This window comes from Ruegeria sp. F5 (genome assembly GCF_056533845.1).
This window is the reverse complement of sequence record NZ_JBQFOU010000022.1, coordinates 1-14,520: the sequence shown is the minus strand read 5'-3', so window position 1 is coordinate 14,520 and position 14,520 is coordinate 1. Positions and strand designations below refer to the sequence as shown.

At 62.0% G+C, this 14,520-nt stretch carries 15 protein-coding genes, 1 pseudogene and 1 riboswitch; of the genes and pseudogenes, 11 read left to right on the top strand and 5 right to left on the bottom strand.

Annotated features, from left to right (window positions below; translation table 11 throughout):
* Positions 1-55: 55 nt before the first annotated feature.
* Positions 56-275, top strand: a riboswitch (cobalamin riboswitch).
* A gap of 89 nt (positions 276-364) precedes the next feature.
* The gene (locus tag ACR0K1_RS22170; RefSeq protein WP_480616696.1) at positions 365-772 is read left to right on the top strand and encodes a hypothetical protein; all 408 of its coding nucleotides are present in this window, start codon (positions 365-367) and stop codon (positions 770-772) included.
* Between the two features lies 1 nt (position 773).
* On the opposite strand, the gene ACR0K1_RS22165 is transcribed toward ACR0K1_RS22170, so the two are convergent.
* Positions 774-1,277, bottom strand: a complete 504-nt coding sequence (locus ACR0K1_RS22165) for a protein-tyrosine phosphatase family protein (RefSeq protein ID WP_480616694.1) — start codon at positions 1,275-1,277, stop codon at positions 774-776.
* 170 nt (positions 1,278-1,447) lie between these two features.
* Between ACR0K1_RS22165 and ACR0K1_RS22160 the strand changes: the two genes are divergently transcribed.
* The 3 genes from ACR0K1_RS22160 (at position 1,448) to recR (ending at position 4,592) form a co-directional block, all read left to right on the top strand.
* Positions 1,448-3,208: a DNA polymerase III subunit gamma/tau gene (locus tag ACR0K1_RS22160; RefSeq protein WP_480616692.1), complete on the top strand. Its 1,761-nt coding sequence runs from the start codon at positions 1,448-1,450 to the stop codon at positions 3,206-3,208.
* Between the two features lie 384 nt (positions 3,209-3,592).
* Positions 3,593-3,937, top strand: coding sequence for a YbaB/EbfC family nucleoid-associated protein (locus ACR0K1_RS22155; RefSeq protein ID WP_480616691.1), 345 nt, complete (start codon positions 3,593-3,595; stop codon positions 3,935-3,937).
* A gap of 61 nt (positions 3,938-3,998) precedes the next feature.
* A complete protein-coding gene (gene recR, locus ACR0K1_RS22150) occupies positions 3,999-4,592 on the top strand; it encodes a recombination mediator RecR (protein WP_480616690.1) in 594 nt (197 codons plus the stop codon).
* Here recR and ACR0K1_RS22145 read toward each other — a convergent pair.
* Positions 4,589-5,440 (bottom strand): class I SAM-dependent methyltransferase, encoded by an 852-nt coding sequence (locus tag ACR0K1_RS22145; protein WP_480851912.1) that lies wholly within the window; start codon positions 5,438-5,440, stop codon positions 4,589-4,591. The genes recR and ACR0K1_RS22145 overlap by 4 nt on opposite strands.
* A gap of 158 nt (positions 5,441-5,598) precedes the next feature.
* On the opposite strand from ACR0K1_RS22145, the gene ACR0K1_RS22140 reads away from it, so the two are divergent.
* Positions 5,599-6,087 carry a hypothetical protein gene (locus ACR0K1_RS22140; protein WP_480616687.1) on the top strand — a complete coding sequence of 163 codons (489 nt, stop codon included), beginning with the start codon at positions 5,599-5,601 and terminating at the stop codon, positions 6,085-6,087.
* On the opposite strand, the gene ACR0K1_RS22135 is transcribed toward ACR0K1_RS22140, so the two are convergent.
* The gene (locus ACR0K1_RS22135) at positions 6,084-6,713 is read right to left on the bottom strand and encodes a ribonuclease T2 family protein (RefSeq protein ID WP_480851911.1); all 630 of its coding nucleotides are present in this window, start codon (positions 6,711-6,713) and stop codon (positions 6,084-6,086) included. The genes ACR0K1_RS22140 and ACR0K1_RS22135 overlap by 4 nt on opposite strands.
* Before the next feature lie 130 nt (positions 6,714-6,843).
* Between ACR0K1_RS22135 and ACR0K1_RS22130 the strand changes: the two genes are divergently transcribed.
* On the top strand, positions 6,844-7,605 hold the full coding sequence (locus tag ACR0K1_RS22130; protein WP_480616685.1) for a DUF1013 domain-containing protein: 762 nt from the start codon (positions 6,844-6,846) through the stop codon (positions 7,603-7,605).
* Between the two features lie 52 nt (positions 7,606-7,657).
* Complete coding sequence (locus ACR0K1_RS22125; protein ID WP_480616684.1) at positions 7,658-8,047, top strand: hypothetical protein; 390 nt, start codon at positions 7,658-7,660, stop codon at positions 8,045-8,047.
* Positions 8,048-8,104: 57 nt separating this feature from the next.
* Here ACR0K1_RS22125 and ACR0K1_RS22120 read toward each other — a convergent pair whose 3' ends face one another.
* Positions 8,105-9,136, bottom strand: coding sequence for a permease (locus tag ACR0K1_RS22120; protein ID WP_480616683.1), 1,032 nt, complete (start codon positions 9,134-9,136; stop codon positions 8,105-8,107).
* Positions 9,129-9,437 (bottom strand): ArsR/SmtB family transcription factor, encoded by a 309-nt coding sequence (locus ACR0K1_RS22115; RefSeq protein WP_480616682.1) that lies wholly within the window; start codon positions 9,435-9,437, stop codon positions 9,129-9,131. The genes ACR0K1_RS22120 and ACR0K1_RS22115 overlap by 8 nt, the downstream gene beginning before the upstream one ends.
* A 136-nt stretch (positions 9,438-9,573) precedes the next feature.
* Here ACR0K1_RS22115 and pdxR point away from each other — a divergent pair, with 136 nt between their 5' ends.
* The 4 genes and pseudogenes from pdxR to ACR0K1_RS22095 all read left to right on the top strand — a co-directional run.
* Positions 9,574-11,034, top strand: coding sequence for a MocR-like pyridoxine biosynthesis transcription factor PdxR (gene pdxR, locus ACR0K1_RS22110; RefSeq protein ID WP_480616681.1), 1,461 nt, complete (start codon positions 9,574-9,576; stop codon positions 11,032-11,034).
* A 125-nt stretch (positions 11,035-11,159) separates the two neighbouring features.
* A complete protein-coding gene (gene xsc / locus ACR0K1_RS22105; protein WP_480616680.1) occupies positions 11,160-12,938 on the top strand; it encodes a sulfoacetaldehyde acetyltransferase in 1,779 nt (592 codons plus the stop codon).
* Positions 12,939-12,942: 4 nt separating this feature from the next.
* The gene (pta, locus tag ACR0K1_RS22100) at positions 12,943-13,950 is read left to right on the top strand and encodes a phosphate acetyltransferase (RefSeq protein ID WP_480616678.1); all 1,008 of its coding nucleotides are present in this window, start codon (positions 12,943-12,945) and stop codon (positions 13,948-13,950) included.
* Positions 13,951-14,036: 86 nt separating this feature from the next.
* Positions 14,037-14,520 (top strand): annotated as a pseudogene (locus tag ACR0K1_RS22095) (formate dehydrogenase); the annotation flags it as partial.

The following is a 14,520-nucleotide window of genomic DNA, read 5'->3' as shown; positions in this document are numbered from 1 at the left end:
GGCCGAGGGCGCAAAATGCTGATCAAGATCAGCTTGACTCGGGGCCCGGCCAACCGCTAGCGATTGTGTGATGGTTTCCGGCCCCCACAAGGGGTCGGGATGAAAAGGGAACTCGGTGCGGTTCTGCCCGGCGATGCCGGAACGAACCAAGGCCGCGACTGCCCCCGCAACTGTAAGCGGTGAGCACTGCCGGAACACCACTGGCCGAAAGGCTGGGAAGGTCGGCAACGCTTTGACCCGCAAGTCAGGAGACCTGCCATCAGAACTGAAACCGAAACTCGGGCGGGGTGTCCGGGCAGGTCCTGACAGCTTCGCGCAGTCCTACCTGATCCACATCCCCCGTCCGCCGCGCGGAGGGCGCAGGATGATCTGGAAGACAAAGACGCATGAATTCACCGCAACCGTGTGCCAGCGGACCGGCAAAACCTGCCCGGCGCTGGCCCGGATGGCGCGTGCGCTGACACAGGCGGTGGCAGAAGCCGGACCCGCCACCACGGCTGAGTTCGAAATCGAAGGCAGCAGCGAGCTGAGGTTTTGCCCCGGCGGCTGCACCGCCCGGTTCCGCGCTCGTCCGGATCAGATCCGGGTGTTTTGCGGCAAGGGCGCCGAGGATGATCTGGACAGGCTGGACCGCTACGCCGACATGATTTTTGGCACAGGCTTCAGCCCATTGCCCGCGGGTGTAGTCGCCAGCCCACCCTGCGCAATGCTTGACGCAACAGCGATCACCCCGCCCGAAAGGCGGGCTGAACCGCATCGGGTTTCAGCCTGAGTCAAGCGTCACTCACCACCTGTGCCGTCCCGACGGCCCAGGCCATCTGCCCCTCGGTCTCGACCGCGCAGGGCCGGATGGCCCGCAACCGCGCCAGCGCCTTTTGCGGGGGCTCTCCGCATTCGACCATCAGCCGCAGGACAACCATGCCCGACCGGCCGCAGCCGCCCCGGCAATGGACCAGCACCCGCCCGCCGCCGGACAGCGCATGCCGCACCGTCGCGCTGACCGAGGGCCACGCGTCAAGCACCGCCTGCGGTGGTGCGCCGAAATCCTCGACCGGCAGATGCACCCAACGGCTGGCGCGGCCCTGAATATCGCTGCCGAAATCCTGCGCGCCGTGCTGCAACATCTCGACCGCGGTGGTCATCGAAATCACCAGCCCCGGCTTCCAGTCCGAAATCAGTTCCAGATCACCGGAATAGTCCCCGCTGCAGCCCGGAATCGGCGTCAGGGCCAGCGTACCGCCCCCAACTTGCAGCGCGTAGATCGCCATCTGAGACATAAACCAAGTCCCCTCATGAAATAATCGCCAAAAATACAGTCTCTGGAATAGGCCGAACCAGTTTACGCAAGGACCCGCGTTTTCCAAAACAAAAATCCTGACGACGCGCTGTGGACGCGGGCGGCGGCGACCTCTACGCTGCGGCAGAACTCGAATCCGCGAAAGCAGACATGACCGACACGCCCAGCCCCGCCTATCAGGTTCTCGCCCGCAAATACCGCCCGGAAACTTTCGCCGATCTTGTGGGACAGGACGCGATGGTGCGCACGCTGAAAAACGCGTTCGAGGCGGACCGCATCGCGCAAGCCTTTGTCATGACAGGCATTCGCGGCACCGGCAAGACCACCACGGCGCGCATCATCGCCAAAGGGATGAACTGCATCGGGCCGGATGGTCAGGGCGGCCCCACGACTGAACCTTGCGGCCAGTGCGAACATTGCGTGGCGATCATGGAAGGCCGCCATGTCGACGTGATGGAGATGGACGCCGCCAGCCGCACCGGCGTCAACGATATTCGCGAGATCATCGACAGCGTCCGCTACCGCGCAGCCTCGGCCCGCTACAAGATTTACATCATCGATGAGGTTCACATGCTCTCGACCAGCGCCTTCAACGCGCTGCTCAAAACGCTCGAGGAACCGCCCGAACATGTGAAGTTCATCTTCGCCACCACCGAGATCCGCAAGGTCCCGGTCACGGTGCTGTCGCGCTGCCAGCGTTTTGATCTGCGCCGGATCGAACCGGAAGACATGATCGACCTGCTGCGCAAGATCGCCGATGCCGAAGGGGCCCAGATCGCCGAGGATGCGCTGGCGCTGATCACCCGCGCCGCCGAAGGGTCGGCCCGCGATGCGACCTCGCTGCTGGATCAGGCCATATCCCATGGCGCGGGCGAGACCAGCGCCGATCAGGTGCGCGCCATGCTGGGTCTGGCGGATCGGGGCCGGGTGTTGGACCTGATCGACATGATCCTGCGCGGCGACGCCGCCGGTGCGCTCACCGAGCTGAGCGCCCAATACGCCGAAGGCGCCGACCCGCTGGCCGTGCTGCGCGATCTGGCCGAGATCACCCATTGGGTCTCGGTGGTGAAAATCACCCCCGACGCCGCCGAAGACCCGACGGTCTCGCCCGACGAACGTGCCCGTGGTCAGCAGATGGCCGAGGCCCTGCCCATGCGCGTCCTGACCCGCATGTGGCAGATGCTGCTGAAGGCGCTGGATGAGGTCGCAGCCGCCCCCAACGCCATGATGGCCGCCGAAATGGCGGTGATCCGCCTGACCCATGTGGCCGACCTGCCCAGCCCGGAAGAGCTGATCAAACGCCTGCAGGACGCCCCGCCGCCCCCGCCCGGTGGCCCCGGCGGCGGCGTTCCCCTGCCCGGCAATGGCGCACCGCCGGTTCAGGCCAGCGCCGTATCTTCAACCTACGCCCCCGCCCCGCGCGGATCGGGCGGCGCGCCGGTGGCTGCACTGGCGCAGGATACGCAGGCCGCCCTCGCCCGCTATCCGACCTTCGAACATGTAGTCGAACTGATCCGCGCCAACCGGGACGTGAAATTGCTGGTCGAGGTCGAGACCGGCCTGCGTCTGGTTTCCTACCAGCCGGGCCGGATCGAATTCACCCCCGCATCGCAGGCCCCGACGGATCTGGCCCCCCGGCTTGGCTCTGCCCTGCAACGCTGGACCGGCAACCGCTGGGCCGTCTCCATCGTGTCCGAAGGCAACGCGCCGACCATCGCCGAGGTGCGGGACAAGGCGGAACTTGCCCTGAAAGCCGAGGCCGAACAACACCCGCTGGTGCAGGCCGTTCTGGCGCAATTCCCCAAGGCGAAGATCACAAAGATCGAAACCCCCGAAGAACTTGCCGCCAAGGTCGAAACCGAAGCCCTGCCCGAGGTCGAAGACGAATGGGATCCGTTCGAGGAGGATTGATCCTTTTGCTTTTCGCCACAAGCGCGGTGGCGGAAGTCTGCGATAAGGAAAGGCCGCTATGGAACTCTGCCTCTGGCCCGGCATCTATGCTTGACGAGTTCTTAGCACTGACCTTCAATCCGATCGTACTCGTTTTAATAGGCGTTACTGCGCTCGCAATCCTATCAAAACGAAGAGCACTCAAATGGGTGATCGCTTTCGTTTGGGTAGCACTCGCCCTCATGATTACCGTAGATTATTACGGCCCAATTCTTGACGATATCCGGTGGGAAGCGATGCAGGAGGGCTGTATTGGATCTCCCCTCTTGTTCCTCGCTCTTGCAATTGCGATATGTGCGAAACTCATACACGGCGCGTTGCGCCCCCGCATATAGGAGAATACCGATGCTCAAAGGACTAGGCGGTCTGGGCGATATGGCCAAGATGATGAAATCCGCGCAGGACCTGCAGACCAAAATGACCGAAATGCAGGAGGAGCTGAACAACCTGATGGTTGTCGGCGAATCCGGTGCGGGCCTTGTCAAAGCCACCGCCACCGCCAAAGGCGAGCTCAAAGGCCTGGACATCGACCCGTCGATTTTCAACGGCGACGACAAGGAAGTGGTCGAAGACCTGATCCTCGCCGCCATCAAGGACGCCCAGACCAAGGCGGCCGACCGCGCGCAGGCGGAAATGGCCAAGCTGACCGAAAGCATGGGCCTGCCTGCAGATATCAAACTGCCGTTCTGATCTTCATCTTTTCAAAAATACTCCCGCCGGAGGCTCCCTCCGGCGCCAGACAGGACAGGCCGTGAGTTCCAACAGCGACATCGACAATCTGATCGACCTGATGGCCAAACTGCCCGGCCTCGGCCCCCGCTCGGCCCGCCGGGCGGTGTTGCACCTGATCCGCAAACGCGCCCTGCTGCTGACACCTCTGTCTGATGCCATGCAGCAGGTCGCCATCACCGCCCGCGAATGCCTGAACTGCGGCAATGTGGGCACCACCGATATCTGTGACATCTGCGACGCCGAGGCCCGCGCGACCGGAGAGCTCTGCGTGGTCGAGGACGTCGCCGACCTCTGGGCGATGGAACGGGCGGGCGTGTTCAAAGGCCGCTACCACGTGCTGGGCGGCACGCTGTCAGCATTGGACGGCGTCGGCCCGGACGAGTTGCGCATCCCCCGTTTGAAGGACCGGGTGCTGGCCGAAGGGATCACCGAGGTCATCCTTGCGCTCAACGCCACCGTCGATGGCCAGACCACCGCTCATTACATCGCCGATCAGTTGGACGGGCAGGTCCGCCTGACCTCACTGGCACAGGGCGTGCCGATTGGGGGGGAACTGGATTATCTGGATGACGGGACGATTACGGCGGCGCTCAGGGCGCGGAAGGAACTTTAGCCGGTATTCACCGCCTCGAAAAAATTCAGTTTTGCGGGAATTCTCACACCCTCAGGTTTTTCAAATCTTCTGAAGCCTTTCAAAACCGCCTCTTGGATCGCTTCGACATCCGCTGCCGTTCCATTGTATTTCTTAAGAATACGAGCCGCTGGCCCTATATTGGCTGCCAGGTCGGAAACTTTTTTGAGCGGGCCTGAATGCTCGAAAGTAATCTCAGCGACATCGCCGGCTACGTCACTGAACCCCGCATCCTGCAACACATCGACAACATAGCTGATGTCCTGAAAGCCAAGCGGACCCGGCGCATTGGGTTCCTCGGGATCAGGTGGCCCCAAGTGCGACATCGCCGCCTGGAAAGGAATCTCGAACCACGGGTTTTCTGCATTCATTGGTGCCCACGCCGCAACAACCAGCCGTCCCTTTTGGCACATATGCCGACGTATGTTTGCGAAAGCGGCGACCGGGTTGGAAAAAAACATGACCCCGAACCGAGAAATCACGAGATCGAAGGGTGCAGTGGGTATCGCGTCGTTTTGCGCGTCCAGCAGGCAGTATCTGGACTTAATGGACATTTCGTTGGCGCGGGACTTGGCATGCTTCAGCAGCGGTTCAGAGATGTCCAATGCCGTTACAGTCCCCGCCGGGGCCAAATGCCCCGCAAATGCGACGCTCGCCGCACCAGTTCCGCAACCAATGTCGAGCAACCGCTCACCCGGACGTGGACGCGCCCGTCGAATGAGTTCGTTGGTTACGGACCCAAAGACAGCATCTAAATCCTCTTCAAATCTGATCCACTTGAGGCCGGGTGCCGAACTCCAGTATTCCGCCTGTTCTGAATTGGCCGTCATTGCAAATCTCACGTTCTGCGACAAAGGTCATTCTATCACAACTGCGGCAACAGTTCTTTCGACAGACAAGACCCATGGGCGTCAGAGTATTCCTTTTGCCCGGAACGGCTTTGAGGTTAGGTAGGGACAACAGGACGCCAATTGCAACGGGACTCATAATGAAACGTTTCCTCGCCCTCACCCTCGCCGCCTTCACCGCCACCTCTGCCCTGTCTCAACAACTCATCGATAAGGGTTTCGTCGAAGGCTGGAACATCATGATGGACCCTGCCCTTGGCAACGGGTGCCTGATCCAGACGGTGTATCAGGACCTGTCGGTGGTGCGGTTGGGCTATGATGCGTTGGACAATCGCGGGTATTTCGCGGTTTACAACAAGGCCTGGGGGCAGATCGAGCAGGGCAAGAGCTATCCGATCCGGTTCGAGCTGGACGGCAAGAGCTTTGACGCCACCGCCATCGGGTTCAATGAACGCGACGTGCCGGGGGCAACGGTATTCTTCACCGACCGCAATTTCGTCAATGCGATTGCGCAGAACAAGACCCTGACCGTTTACAACCCCGCAGGTGAAACCGTCATGGCGATTGATCTGAAAGGCACGGCCAAGGCGTTGGAATACGCGCGGGAATGCCAAAGCGGTGAGCTTTAGCGAATCGGATCGAACAGCGCAACCGTCGCGGTGCAGTCGCGGATCACATCCCGGCCACACGGCACCGGATCAAGGGCGCGGGACAGGCACAGGCGGACCTCTTCGATATAGCCCTGTTTGCAGGTGATGGTGATCATGTCGGGCTCGAGCGTCGGGTTGGCTTTCAAAAACGCCTCTTCCACCACCGAGGCGGGCAGTTTGACCGACTTGTCCAGCTTGCGGAACACAGGCGGGCGCTGGACGCCCTCATACGCTTGCCGGGACAAGGCAAAATAGTCGGGCGCGCTGAGGCCCGAGCAGGTTCCGTGCTTCTTCCACTGATGCCACGCAAGGCCGGAAGACCCCTGAATATCCTCCATTTCGCGGGTCATGGCCCGCGATGGTGGGGCATTCGGCGTGGGACAATAGGATGGCCAGCCCTGATGATATTGCGGCCAGAGCCCGTGCAGGACCCAGCCGTGGTCATGGCGCGCATCGCACTGGTCCGACCCGCGCGCATCGCCTTCGCGCGCGCACCAGTTGGGCGACCAGCTCAGCGACAGGACGTAATAGTCGAACGCACCCGCCTTTTCGCCCTCGGCCAGCGCCGCCACAGCGCTTGCAATCCACAAAATCACCCAGCGCATTCGCCTCTTCCCTTCTTACCCTGACGCGACTATATAAGCCCCAAGTTCCCCGACAACGGAAACCTGCCCCAATACCTCGGGGCCGCCGAATTCCGGCGACGGGACAGATGTATTTATAGGAGACGGGCTGATGGCAAAACCCCTGATGGCCAAGGCAACCGCCGTATGGCTGGTGGACAACACCACGATCAGCTTCAAGCAGATCGCAGATTTCGTAGGCATGCACGAGCTCGAGGTGCAGGGCATCGCCGATGGCGACGTGGCCGCTGGTGTCAAAGGGTTCGACCCGCTTGCCAATAACCAGCTGACGCAGGAAGAGATCGACGCGGCCCAGAACAACCCGCTGCACAAGCTGAAGCTCAAGTTCAACCCGTCGGCCGCTGGCGAAGAAAAACGCCGTGGCCCGCGCTACACGCCGCTGTCCAAGCGTCAGGACCGTCCGAATTCGATCCTGTGGCTGGTCAAATTCCACCCCGAACTGAGCGACGGCCAGATCGCCAAGCTGGTGGGCACCACCAAGCCGACCATCCAGTCGATCCGTGAACGCACCCACTGGAACATCTCGAACATGCAGCCCATCGATCCGGTGGCGCTGGGCCTGTGCAAACAGTCGGAACTGGATGCCGTGGTTCAGAAGGCCGCCGCGAAGAAAGCCGCCGAGGGCGGTGTCATGAGCGATGATGAGCGCCGCAAGCTGGTCTCGACCGAGCAATCGCTGGAAATGGACGCCGCGCCCAAAATCCCGACGGCCATCGAAGGGCTGGAAACCTTCTCGCTGTCCGACGATTCCGAGGACGAGAAAGAAGACGAGCCGATGGTCGACGCGGACAGCTTCTTCAACCTGCCCAAAGGCGGCGGCGAGGAAGAAGACGAAGAGACCCCGCGTTTCTGATGCTCTGATGGCCCCGGCCTGAACGGTCCGGGGCTTTTCCAACGGGAAACCCATGCTGAACGTTCTGTCCGCCGTTTTTGGCCCGCACCGCGCCGTTTCGATCTATGCCTTTCTGAAAACCTGGGGGCTGGGTCTGGCCGGGGGCGTTGTCATGATCGTCATTGTCACGTCCCTGTTTGTGCTGGGCGATGATGGCAAGCACGAGCATCATTCCTTCATGACCGTCCCGGTCCTGTCGGCCACCGCAATCAACGGAGACCTGAAAAACGGCGTCATCGCTTCGGTCCGGTTGCCGGATGGCTCTGCCGCCTCGATCACCTCGACCGAGGCACCGGTGTCCCAGACCGTCGGCACCAGCGCCTGCGTGGAAAAGCGCGTCTACGTGGAAAGCGGCGAGGCGCGGTACCGGTTCAAGCTTCCGCGTTTCTGCGAGGCGGGGTGAGTCTACGAATGTCCAGGAAAAACCGCCCGGCGACTGTGCCGGGCGGTTTTTTTGTTTTCAGATCATCTGGAACAGGATGCCGGTGACGATTGCGCCGCTGACCCCAAGGACCAGATAAGTTGCAAACACGCGCGGCTTGACCAGGGACCAGACCGCCGCCATGGCCGGTATCGAACTGACCGCCCCGGCGACCATGAAGGCCATTGCGGCACCAGCGCTCATGCCCTGCTCCATCAACCCGGCCAGCAGCGGCGGCGCGACGTAGGAGTTCAGGTAGGCCGGCATTCCGACCAGAGCAGCGGTGACGATGGGCAACACGCCTTCGCCTCCGACAACGCGGGCGATCAGGTCGGCGGGCACATAGCTGACCAGCAACGCTTCGAGCACATAGGCAAAGGCCAGCCATTTCAGCAGGAACAGGCCGTTATGGATGAATTCGGACCGGAACCGCTGAATGCGCTCGGGCTCCTGCCAAAACTTCCAAACCGGTTTGTCGTCCTGCTTCGGACCGCAGCCGCAGCATCCGGCGGGCTTGTACACGCGCAAGGGCTGCGCAAAGGCCCCCTGTTTCATCAGCAGGCGTATGGCAAAGCCTCCGAACAGGCCCAGCGCGACAGCGGCGACGGCTTTGCCGATTGCAAAGGGCCAGCCCAACGCGCCTGCGGTGATCAGCAGGGTCGGCGGGTCGATCAGCGGTGAACTCAGCCAAAACGCCATGACGGCAGATAGCGGAGCGCCCAGCGCCAGCAGCCCGGCGATAAAGGGAATGACTTCGCAGGAACAGAACGGGGCCAGGCCGCCGAACAGTGCTGCCAGAAAGATCATCCGCGTCTCGCGCCCTTCAAAGGCGCGCGCCACCATGACCTCGGCCCCGGTGGCCTTGAGGTAGGACAGCAACAGAACGGCAAACAGGATGTACTGGCCGGTATGCGCCAGCGCCTTGCCCGCAAATGTGACAACCTCAGCCCAGTTGCCCGGGTCCAGAATAGCCACCGCCGCAAGAATCACGACGATCAGCGCCCAGGGGGTCTTGACCAGATCGATTAGCGCCTTGGCTGAAGCCTTGGGGTTTTGCGTCAACTCAGCCATCGTTCGCGGCCTTTCCCACTTCGTCGGCGCAGCATTCGCTGAGGATGAACTCCGCCAGATTTCTAAGCTCGTCATAGCAGGCGCGGTTGATCGTGCTGCGCCCGGTTTTCTCTTGCTCGACAACGCCACCGGCCGCGAGGAACCGCAGGTGATGCGCCAGCGTGGATGGCGCGATGCCCGTCCGGTTTTGGATTTCTCCGACGGTCAGCCCGGCCTCACCCGCCCGGACCAGCGTTTTCAGAACTTTCAGCCGGGCCTCGGACCCCATGGCTGAAAACCCTGCTGCTGCTGTTTCCCACATCTGATTTCTCCATTAAACTAATTTTCTGGTTATTTAGTTTAATAGTTCGAATGCGTCAACGTGAATTTCGCGATTGACGGTAAATTTGTGTTAGGTCCAGATTGCCCGCGGCATAAGTCCAACCTATAAGACTGCTATGGGAATATCGGTCGATACGTTCTTTCTTGAACTTAACGGACAAGGCACGCTGCAGGCGCAGATCCAACAGATGATTGCCGAGGGCATTCTGTCGGGTCGGCTTCATGTGGGCGAAAAGCTGCCCTCGTCCCGCAAACTGGCGGCGCATCTGGGCGTCAGCCGGATCACCGTCACACTGGCCTATACCGAGTTGCTGGCCAATGACTACCTGACCGCAAAGGGCCGGTCGGGCTATTACGTGTCGCAGAACGCGCCGGTGCCGCCGAAATACACTCCGGTCCCGCGCGGGGACGAAACCGTGGATTGGGACAAGGCGCTGGCCCGTACATATTCGGGCGGGGACGTTCTGCCGAAACCCACCGACTGGCGCAGCTATCGCTACCCGTTCATCTACGGGCAGGTGGACCGTACTTTGTTTGATCACGCCAACTGGCGGCTTTGCGCGGTGCGGGCGCTGGGGCACAAGGATTTCGAGTCGCTGACCGCCGATTACGTGGATCAGGACGATCCGCTGCTGGTCGAGTTCATCGCCCGCCACACCCTGCCCCGCCGGGGCATCGCCGCGCGGCCCGAAGAGATTCTGATCACCATGGGGGCGCAGAACGCGCTTTGGCTGGCCTCGCGCATCCTGTTGAACAACGGACGAAGGGCTGCGATCGAAGACCCGTGTTACTACGCGCTGCGGGATCTTCTGAACCATTGGGTCTGCACGGTTGCGCCATTGAAGGTGGACCGGGACGGATTGCCGCCCGATGCGATTCCGGATGATGTGGACGTCATATTCACCACCCCCAGCCACCAAAGCCCGACAACCGCGACCATGCCGGTTGATCGGCGCAGCGCTCTGCTTGACCGGGCCCGCGATCTGGACGCGATGATCGTCGAAGACGACTATGAGTTCGAGATGGCCTTTCTGGGCGCGCCCTCGCCGGCACTGAAATCCATGGATCGCGATGGCCGTGTGATCTATGTGGGCAGTTTCTCGAAATCCCTGTTTCCGGGCTTGCGACTTGGCTACATGGTCGGGTCCGAGCGGTTCATTCGCGAGGCCCGCGCCTTGCGTTCGCTGGTCCTGCGCCATCCGCCCGGCCATATTCAGCGCACGGCTGCGTATTTCCTGTCTCTGGGCCATTACGACGCGCAGATCAGGCGCATGTCCAACACGCTGGCAGACCGGCGCCGGGCGCTGGATGCCGCCATCGATCAGCATGGCCTGACGGTCGCCGGACGGGGCGTTCTGGGCGGATCGTCGATCTGGATGGCCGCGCCCGCGCGCACCGACACCACAAAACTCGCACATGCGCTGCAACGGCAAAGCGTTCATATCGAGCCCGGAGAGCCCTTCTTTTCCGGCCCCGACAGGCCCAGGAACTTCTATCGCCTCGGCTATTCCTCGATCGCAACGGACCGGATCGAACCCGGAATCAAGCTGATCGCCGACGCCATTCGGGCCGGATAGCGCCGCTCTGGATATAATCCGCGTTGCGTTCTGGCCCTAACGCCGCCCCGTCCCATGGGCCACAACCGTATGCAACGGCGGGGCGGGGTGCCCGGCCTTTCCATATATGCGCGGAGAACACTCAGATGAAAATGACCACTGAAGAGGCTTTTGTTAAGGTTCTGCAATCGCACGGGATCGAACATGCGTTCGGAATCATCGGATCGGCGATGATGCCGATCTCGGATATCTTCGGACAAGCAGGCATCACTTTCTGGGACTGCGCGCACGAAGGCTCGGGCGGCATGATGGCCGACGGTTACACCCGCGCCACCGGCAAGATGTCGATGATGATCGCGCAGAACGGCCCCGGCATCACCAACTTTGTCACCGCCGTCAAAACCGCCTACTGGAACCACACGCCGCTGCTGCTGGTGACACCGCAGGCCGCCAACAAGACCATGGGTCAGGGCGGTTTCCAGGAAATGGAACAAATGCGCATGTTCGCGGACTGCGTCTGCTATCAGGAAGAAGTGCGCGATCCCTCGCGGATGGCCGAGGTTCTGAGCCGCGTGATCACCAAAGCCAAGCGCGCCTCGGCTCCGGCACAGATCAACGTCCCGCGTGACTTCTTCACTCAGGTTGTCGACATCGAAATTCCCGCCGTTGTCGAATTCGAACTGCCGTCTGGCGGTGCGTCGGCCGTGACTGAAGCCGCCGCGCTGCTGTCCGAAGCCAAAAACCCGGTCATCCTGAACGGCGCGGGCACGGTTCTTTCCGCGGGCGGCATCGAAGCCTCGAAAGCACTGGCCGAACGTTTGGATGCCCCGGTCTGCGTAGGCTACCAACACAACGACGCCTTCCCCGGCTCGCACCCGCTGTTCGCTGGCCCGCTGGGCTATAACGGCTCGAAAGCCGGCATGGAGCTGATCAGCCAGGCCGATGTGGTGCTTTGCCTTGGCACCCGCCTGAACCCGTTCTCGACCCTTCCCGGCTATGGTCTTGAGTACTGGCCGGCCAACGCGAAGATCATTCAGGTTGACATCAACCCCGACCGCATCGGCCTGACCAAGAAGGTCTCGGTCGGCATCGTGGGCGACGCAGCCACCGTTGCAACCAATATCCTGGCGCAACTGTCGGACACCGCAGGTGACGAAGGGCGCGACGCGCGCAAGGCGAAGATCGCCGAAACAAAATCGCGCTGGGCCCAGGAACTGACTTCGATGGACCACGAGCAGGACGATCCCGGCACCACCTGGAACGAGCGCGCCCGTGCCGCCAAACCGGACTGGATGAGCCCCCGCATGGCGTGGCGCGCGATCCAGTCGGCGCTGCCGAAAGAGGCGATCATCTCGTCCGATATCGGCAACAACTGTGCCATCGGCAACGCCTATCCGTCGTTCGAGGAAGGCCGCAAGTATCTGGCCCCCGGCCTGTTCGGCCCCTGCGGTTACGGTCTGCCTTCGGTAATCGGCGCCAAGATCGGTTGCCCGGATGTACCGGTCGTCGGCTTCTCGGGTGACGGTGCCTTTGGCATCGCCGTGACCGAGCTGACGGCCATCGGCCGCGACGAATGGCCCGCCGTGACCCAGATCGTCTTCCGCAACTACCAGTGGGGTGCGGAAAAGCGGAACTCGACCCTGTGGTTCGACGATAACTTTGTCGGCACCGAGCTGGACACCAAAGTGTCCTATGCCGGCATCGCGCAGGCATGCGGCCTGAAAGGCGTGATCGCCCGCACCATGGACGAACTGACCGCAGCGCTGAATCAGGCGATCGAGGATCAGAAGAACGGCATCACCACCCTGATCGAAGCCATGATCAATCAGGAACTGGGTGAGCCCTTCCGCCGCGATGCGATGAAGAAACCGGTCGAAGTTGCCGGGATCAGCGCCGCAGACATGACCCCGCAGGCAGGGGCCTAAGGGCTTGAAACCCCTGCGCGAAATACTCGGGGTTGCAACCAGCTCTGACAAGATCATCGCCCTGTCCGAGGGCGATGATCCGCGCATTGTAGAAGGGGCGGTGAAAGCTGTCCGGGAAGGTGTCGCCCGCATCATTCTTGTGGGCGATACGGCACGTGTCTCGGCCCTGCTGGATACCCATGACGGCTACGACCGGGACCGGATCGAGATTCACGACCCCAAGACCTCGGCCCACGCTCCGGCCTTGGCACAGGCCTTGTATGAGCTGCGCCGCCACAAGGGCATGACGCCCGAGGCCGCGCGCGAACAGGTGTCTAACCGGTTGGTTTATGCGGCACTGTTGGTGCAGCAAGGCCTTGCCGATGGCACGGTCGGCGGCGCGGTCGAGACCACCTCGGCCACGGTGCGTGCGGCGCTGCAGATCATCGGCACCGCGCCCGGCGCCGCGATGGTGTCCAGCTTCTTTCTGATGTTGTTCTGTCGCGACCATCACGAGGTTAAAGGCGCGCGCATCTTTGCCGATTGCGGTCTGGTCGTGGACCCGGATGCGCAGCAAATGGCGGAAATCGCGCGGGCTTCTGCCGCGTCCTACACCGCCCTCACCGGAGATCCGGCGCGGGTGGCGATGCTGTCCTTTTCCACATCGGGCAGTGCAGATCACCCCAGGGTGTCCAAGGTGGTCGAGGCCACGCGGATCGCCCGCGAAGCGGACCCGTCCCTGCTGATCGATGGTGAATTGCAGTTCGACGCGGCTTTCGTGCCCGAAGTGGCGGCAACAAAGGCAACGGATTCGCCCCTGAAGGGGGAAGCGAATGTCTTTGTCTTCCCCAATCTGGACGCAGGCAATCTGGGCTACAAGATCGCGCAGCGGATCGGCGGGGTCGAAGCCATCGGACCGGTGCTGCAGGGGCTGGCCAAACCGGCCAACGATTTGTCGCGCGGATGCTCGGCCGAAGATGTCCTGCACATGATTGCGGTGACGGCGGTGCAGGCGCAGCAGGCGGAAATGTAAAAAGAAGTCGGATAACCCAAGGTCGCTGACGTGCTCTGATCCGGGCGGAACGCGGCAAAGTTCAGACCAACAGCCAAAGAGACGATATGAATCAGCCAGTTATCGACACATCGCCAAAGGTCTCGGACGAGGTTCGCAAGACCACCTGCTACATGTGCGCCTGTCGGTGCGGCATCAACGTTCACATGAAAGACGGCAAGGTCGCCTATATCGAGGGCAACCGCGACCATCCGGTGAACAAAGGCGTGCTGTGCGCCAAGGGCAGTGCCGGGATCATGCAGGTCAACGCGCCGTCTCGGCTGCGCAAACCTCTGCGCCGTGTCGGCCCGCGCGGCTCGGGCGAGTTCCGCGAGATTGAGTGGGACGAGGCGATCAGCACCGCCGTTGGCTGGCTGAACGAGTTGCACGAAACCGCGCCGCACAAGCTGGCCTTTTTCACCGGCCGCGATCAAAGCCAGAGCTTCACCAGTTTCTGGGCGCAGAATTTCGGCACCCCGAACTACGCGGCCCATGGCGGGTTCTGCTCGGTCAACATGGCGGCGGGCGGCATCTATACGATGGGCGGGGCGT

Bases quoted from the DNA above. Each gene is read 5' to 3' on its own strand.
- ACR0K1_RS22115 (WP_480616682.1), bottom strand. From the start codon at position 9,437: ATGTGGGAAACAGCAGCAGCAGGGTTTTCAGCCATGGGGTCCGAGGCC.
- ACR0K1_RS22155 (WP_480616691.1), top strand. From the start codon at position 3,593: ATGCTCAAAGGACTAGGCGGTCTGGGCGATATGGCCAAGATGATGAAA.
- ACR0K1_RS22165 (WP_480616694.1), bottom strand. From the start codon at position 1,277: ATGTCTCAGATGGCGATCTACGCGCTGCAAGTTGGGGGCGGTACGCTG.
- ACR0K1_RS22170 (WP_480616696.1), top strand. From the start codon at position 365: ATGATCTGGAAGACAAAGACGCATGAATTCACCGCAACCGTGTGCCAG.
- ACR0K1_RS22145 (WP_480851912.1), bottom strand. From the start codon at position 5,440: ATGACGGCCAATTCAGAACAGGCGGAATACTGGAGTTCGGCACCCGGC.
- ACR0K1_RS22125 (WP_480616684.1), top strand. From the start codon at position 7,658: ATGCTGAACGTTCTGTCCGCCGTTTTTGGCCCGCACCGCGCCGTTTCG.
- xsc (WP_480616680.1), top strand. From the start codon at position 11,160: ATGAAAATGACCACTGAAGAGGCTTTTGTTAAGGTTCTGCAATCGCAC.
- ACR0K1_RS22160 (WP_480616692.1), top strand. From the start codon at position 1,448: ATGACCGACACGCCCAGCCCCGCCTATCAGGTTCTCGCCCGCAAATAC.
- ACR0K1_RS22140 (WP_480616687.1), top strand. From the start codon at position 5,599: ATGAAACGTTTCCTCGCCCTCACCCTCGCCGCCTTCACCGCCACCTCT.
- pdxR (WP_480616681.1), top strand. From the start codon at position 9,574: ATGGGAATATCGGTCGATACGTTCTTTCTTGAACTTAACGGACAAGGC.
- ACR0K1_RS22120 (WP_480616683.1), bottom strand. From the start codon at position 9,136: ATGGCTGAGTTGACGCAAAACCCCAAGGCTTCAGCCAAGGCGCTAATC.
- ACR0K1_RS22130 (WP_480616685.1), top strand. From the start codon at position 6,844: ATGGCAAAACCCCTGATGGCCAAGGCAACCGCCGTATGGCTGGTGGAC.
- ACR0K1_RS22135 (WP_480851911.1), bottom strand. From the start codon at position 6,713: ATGCGCTGGGTGATTTTGTGGATTGCAAGCGCTGTGGCGGCGCTGGCC.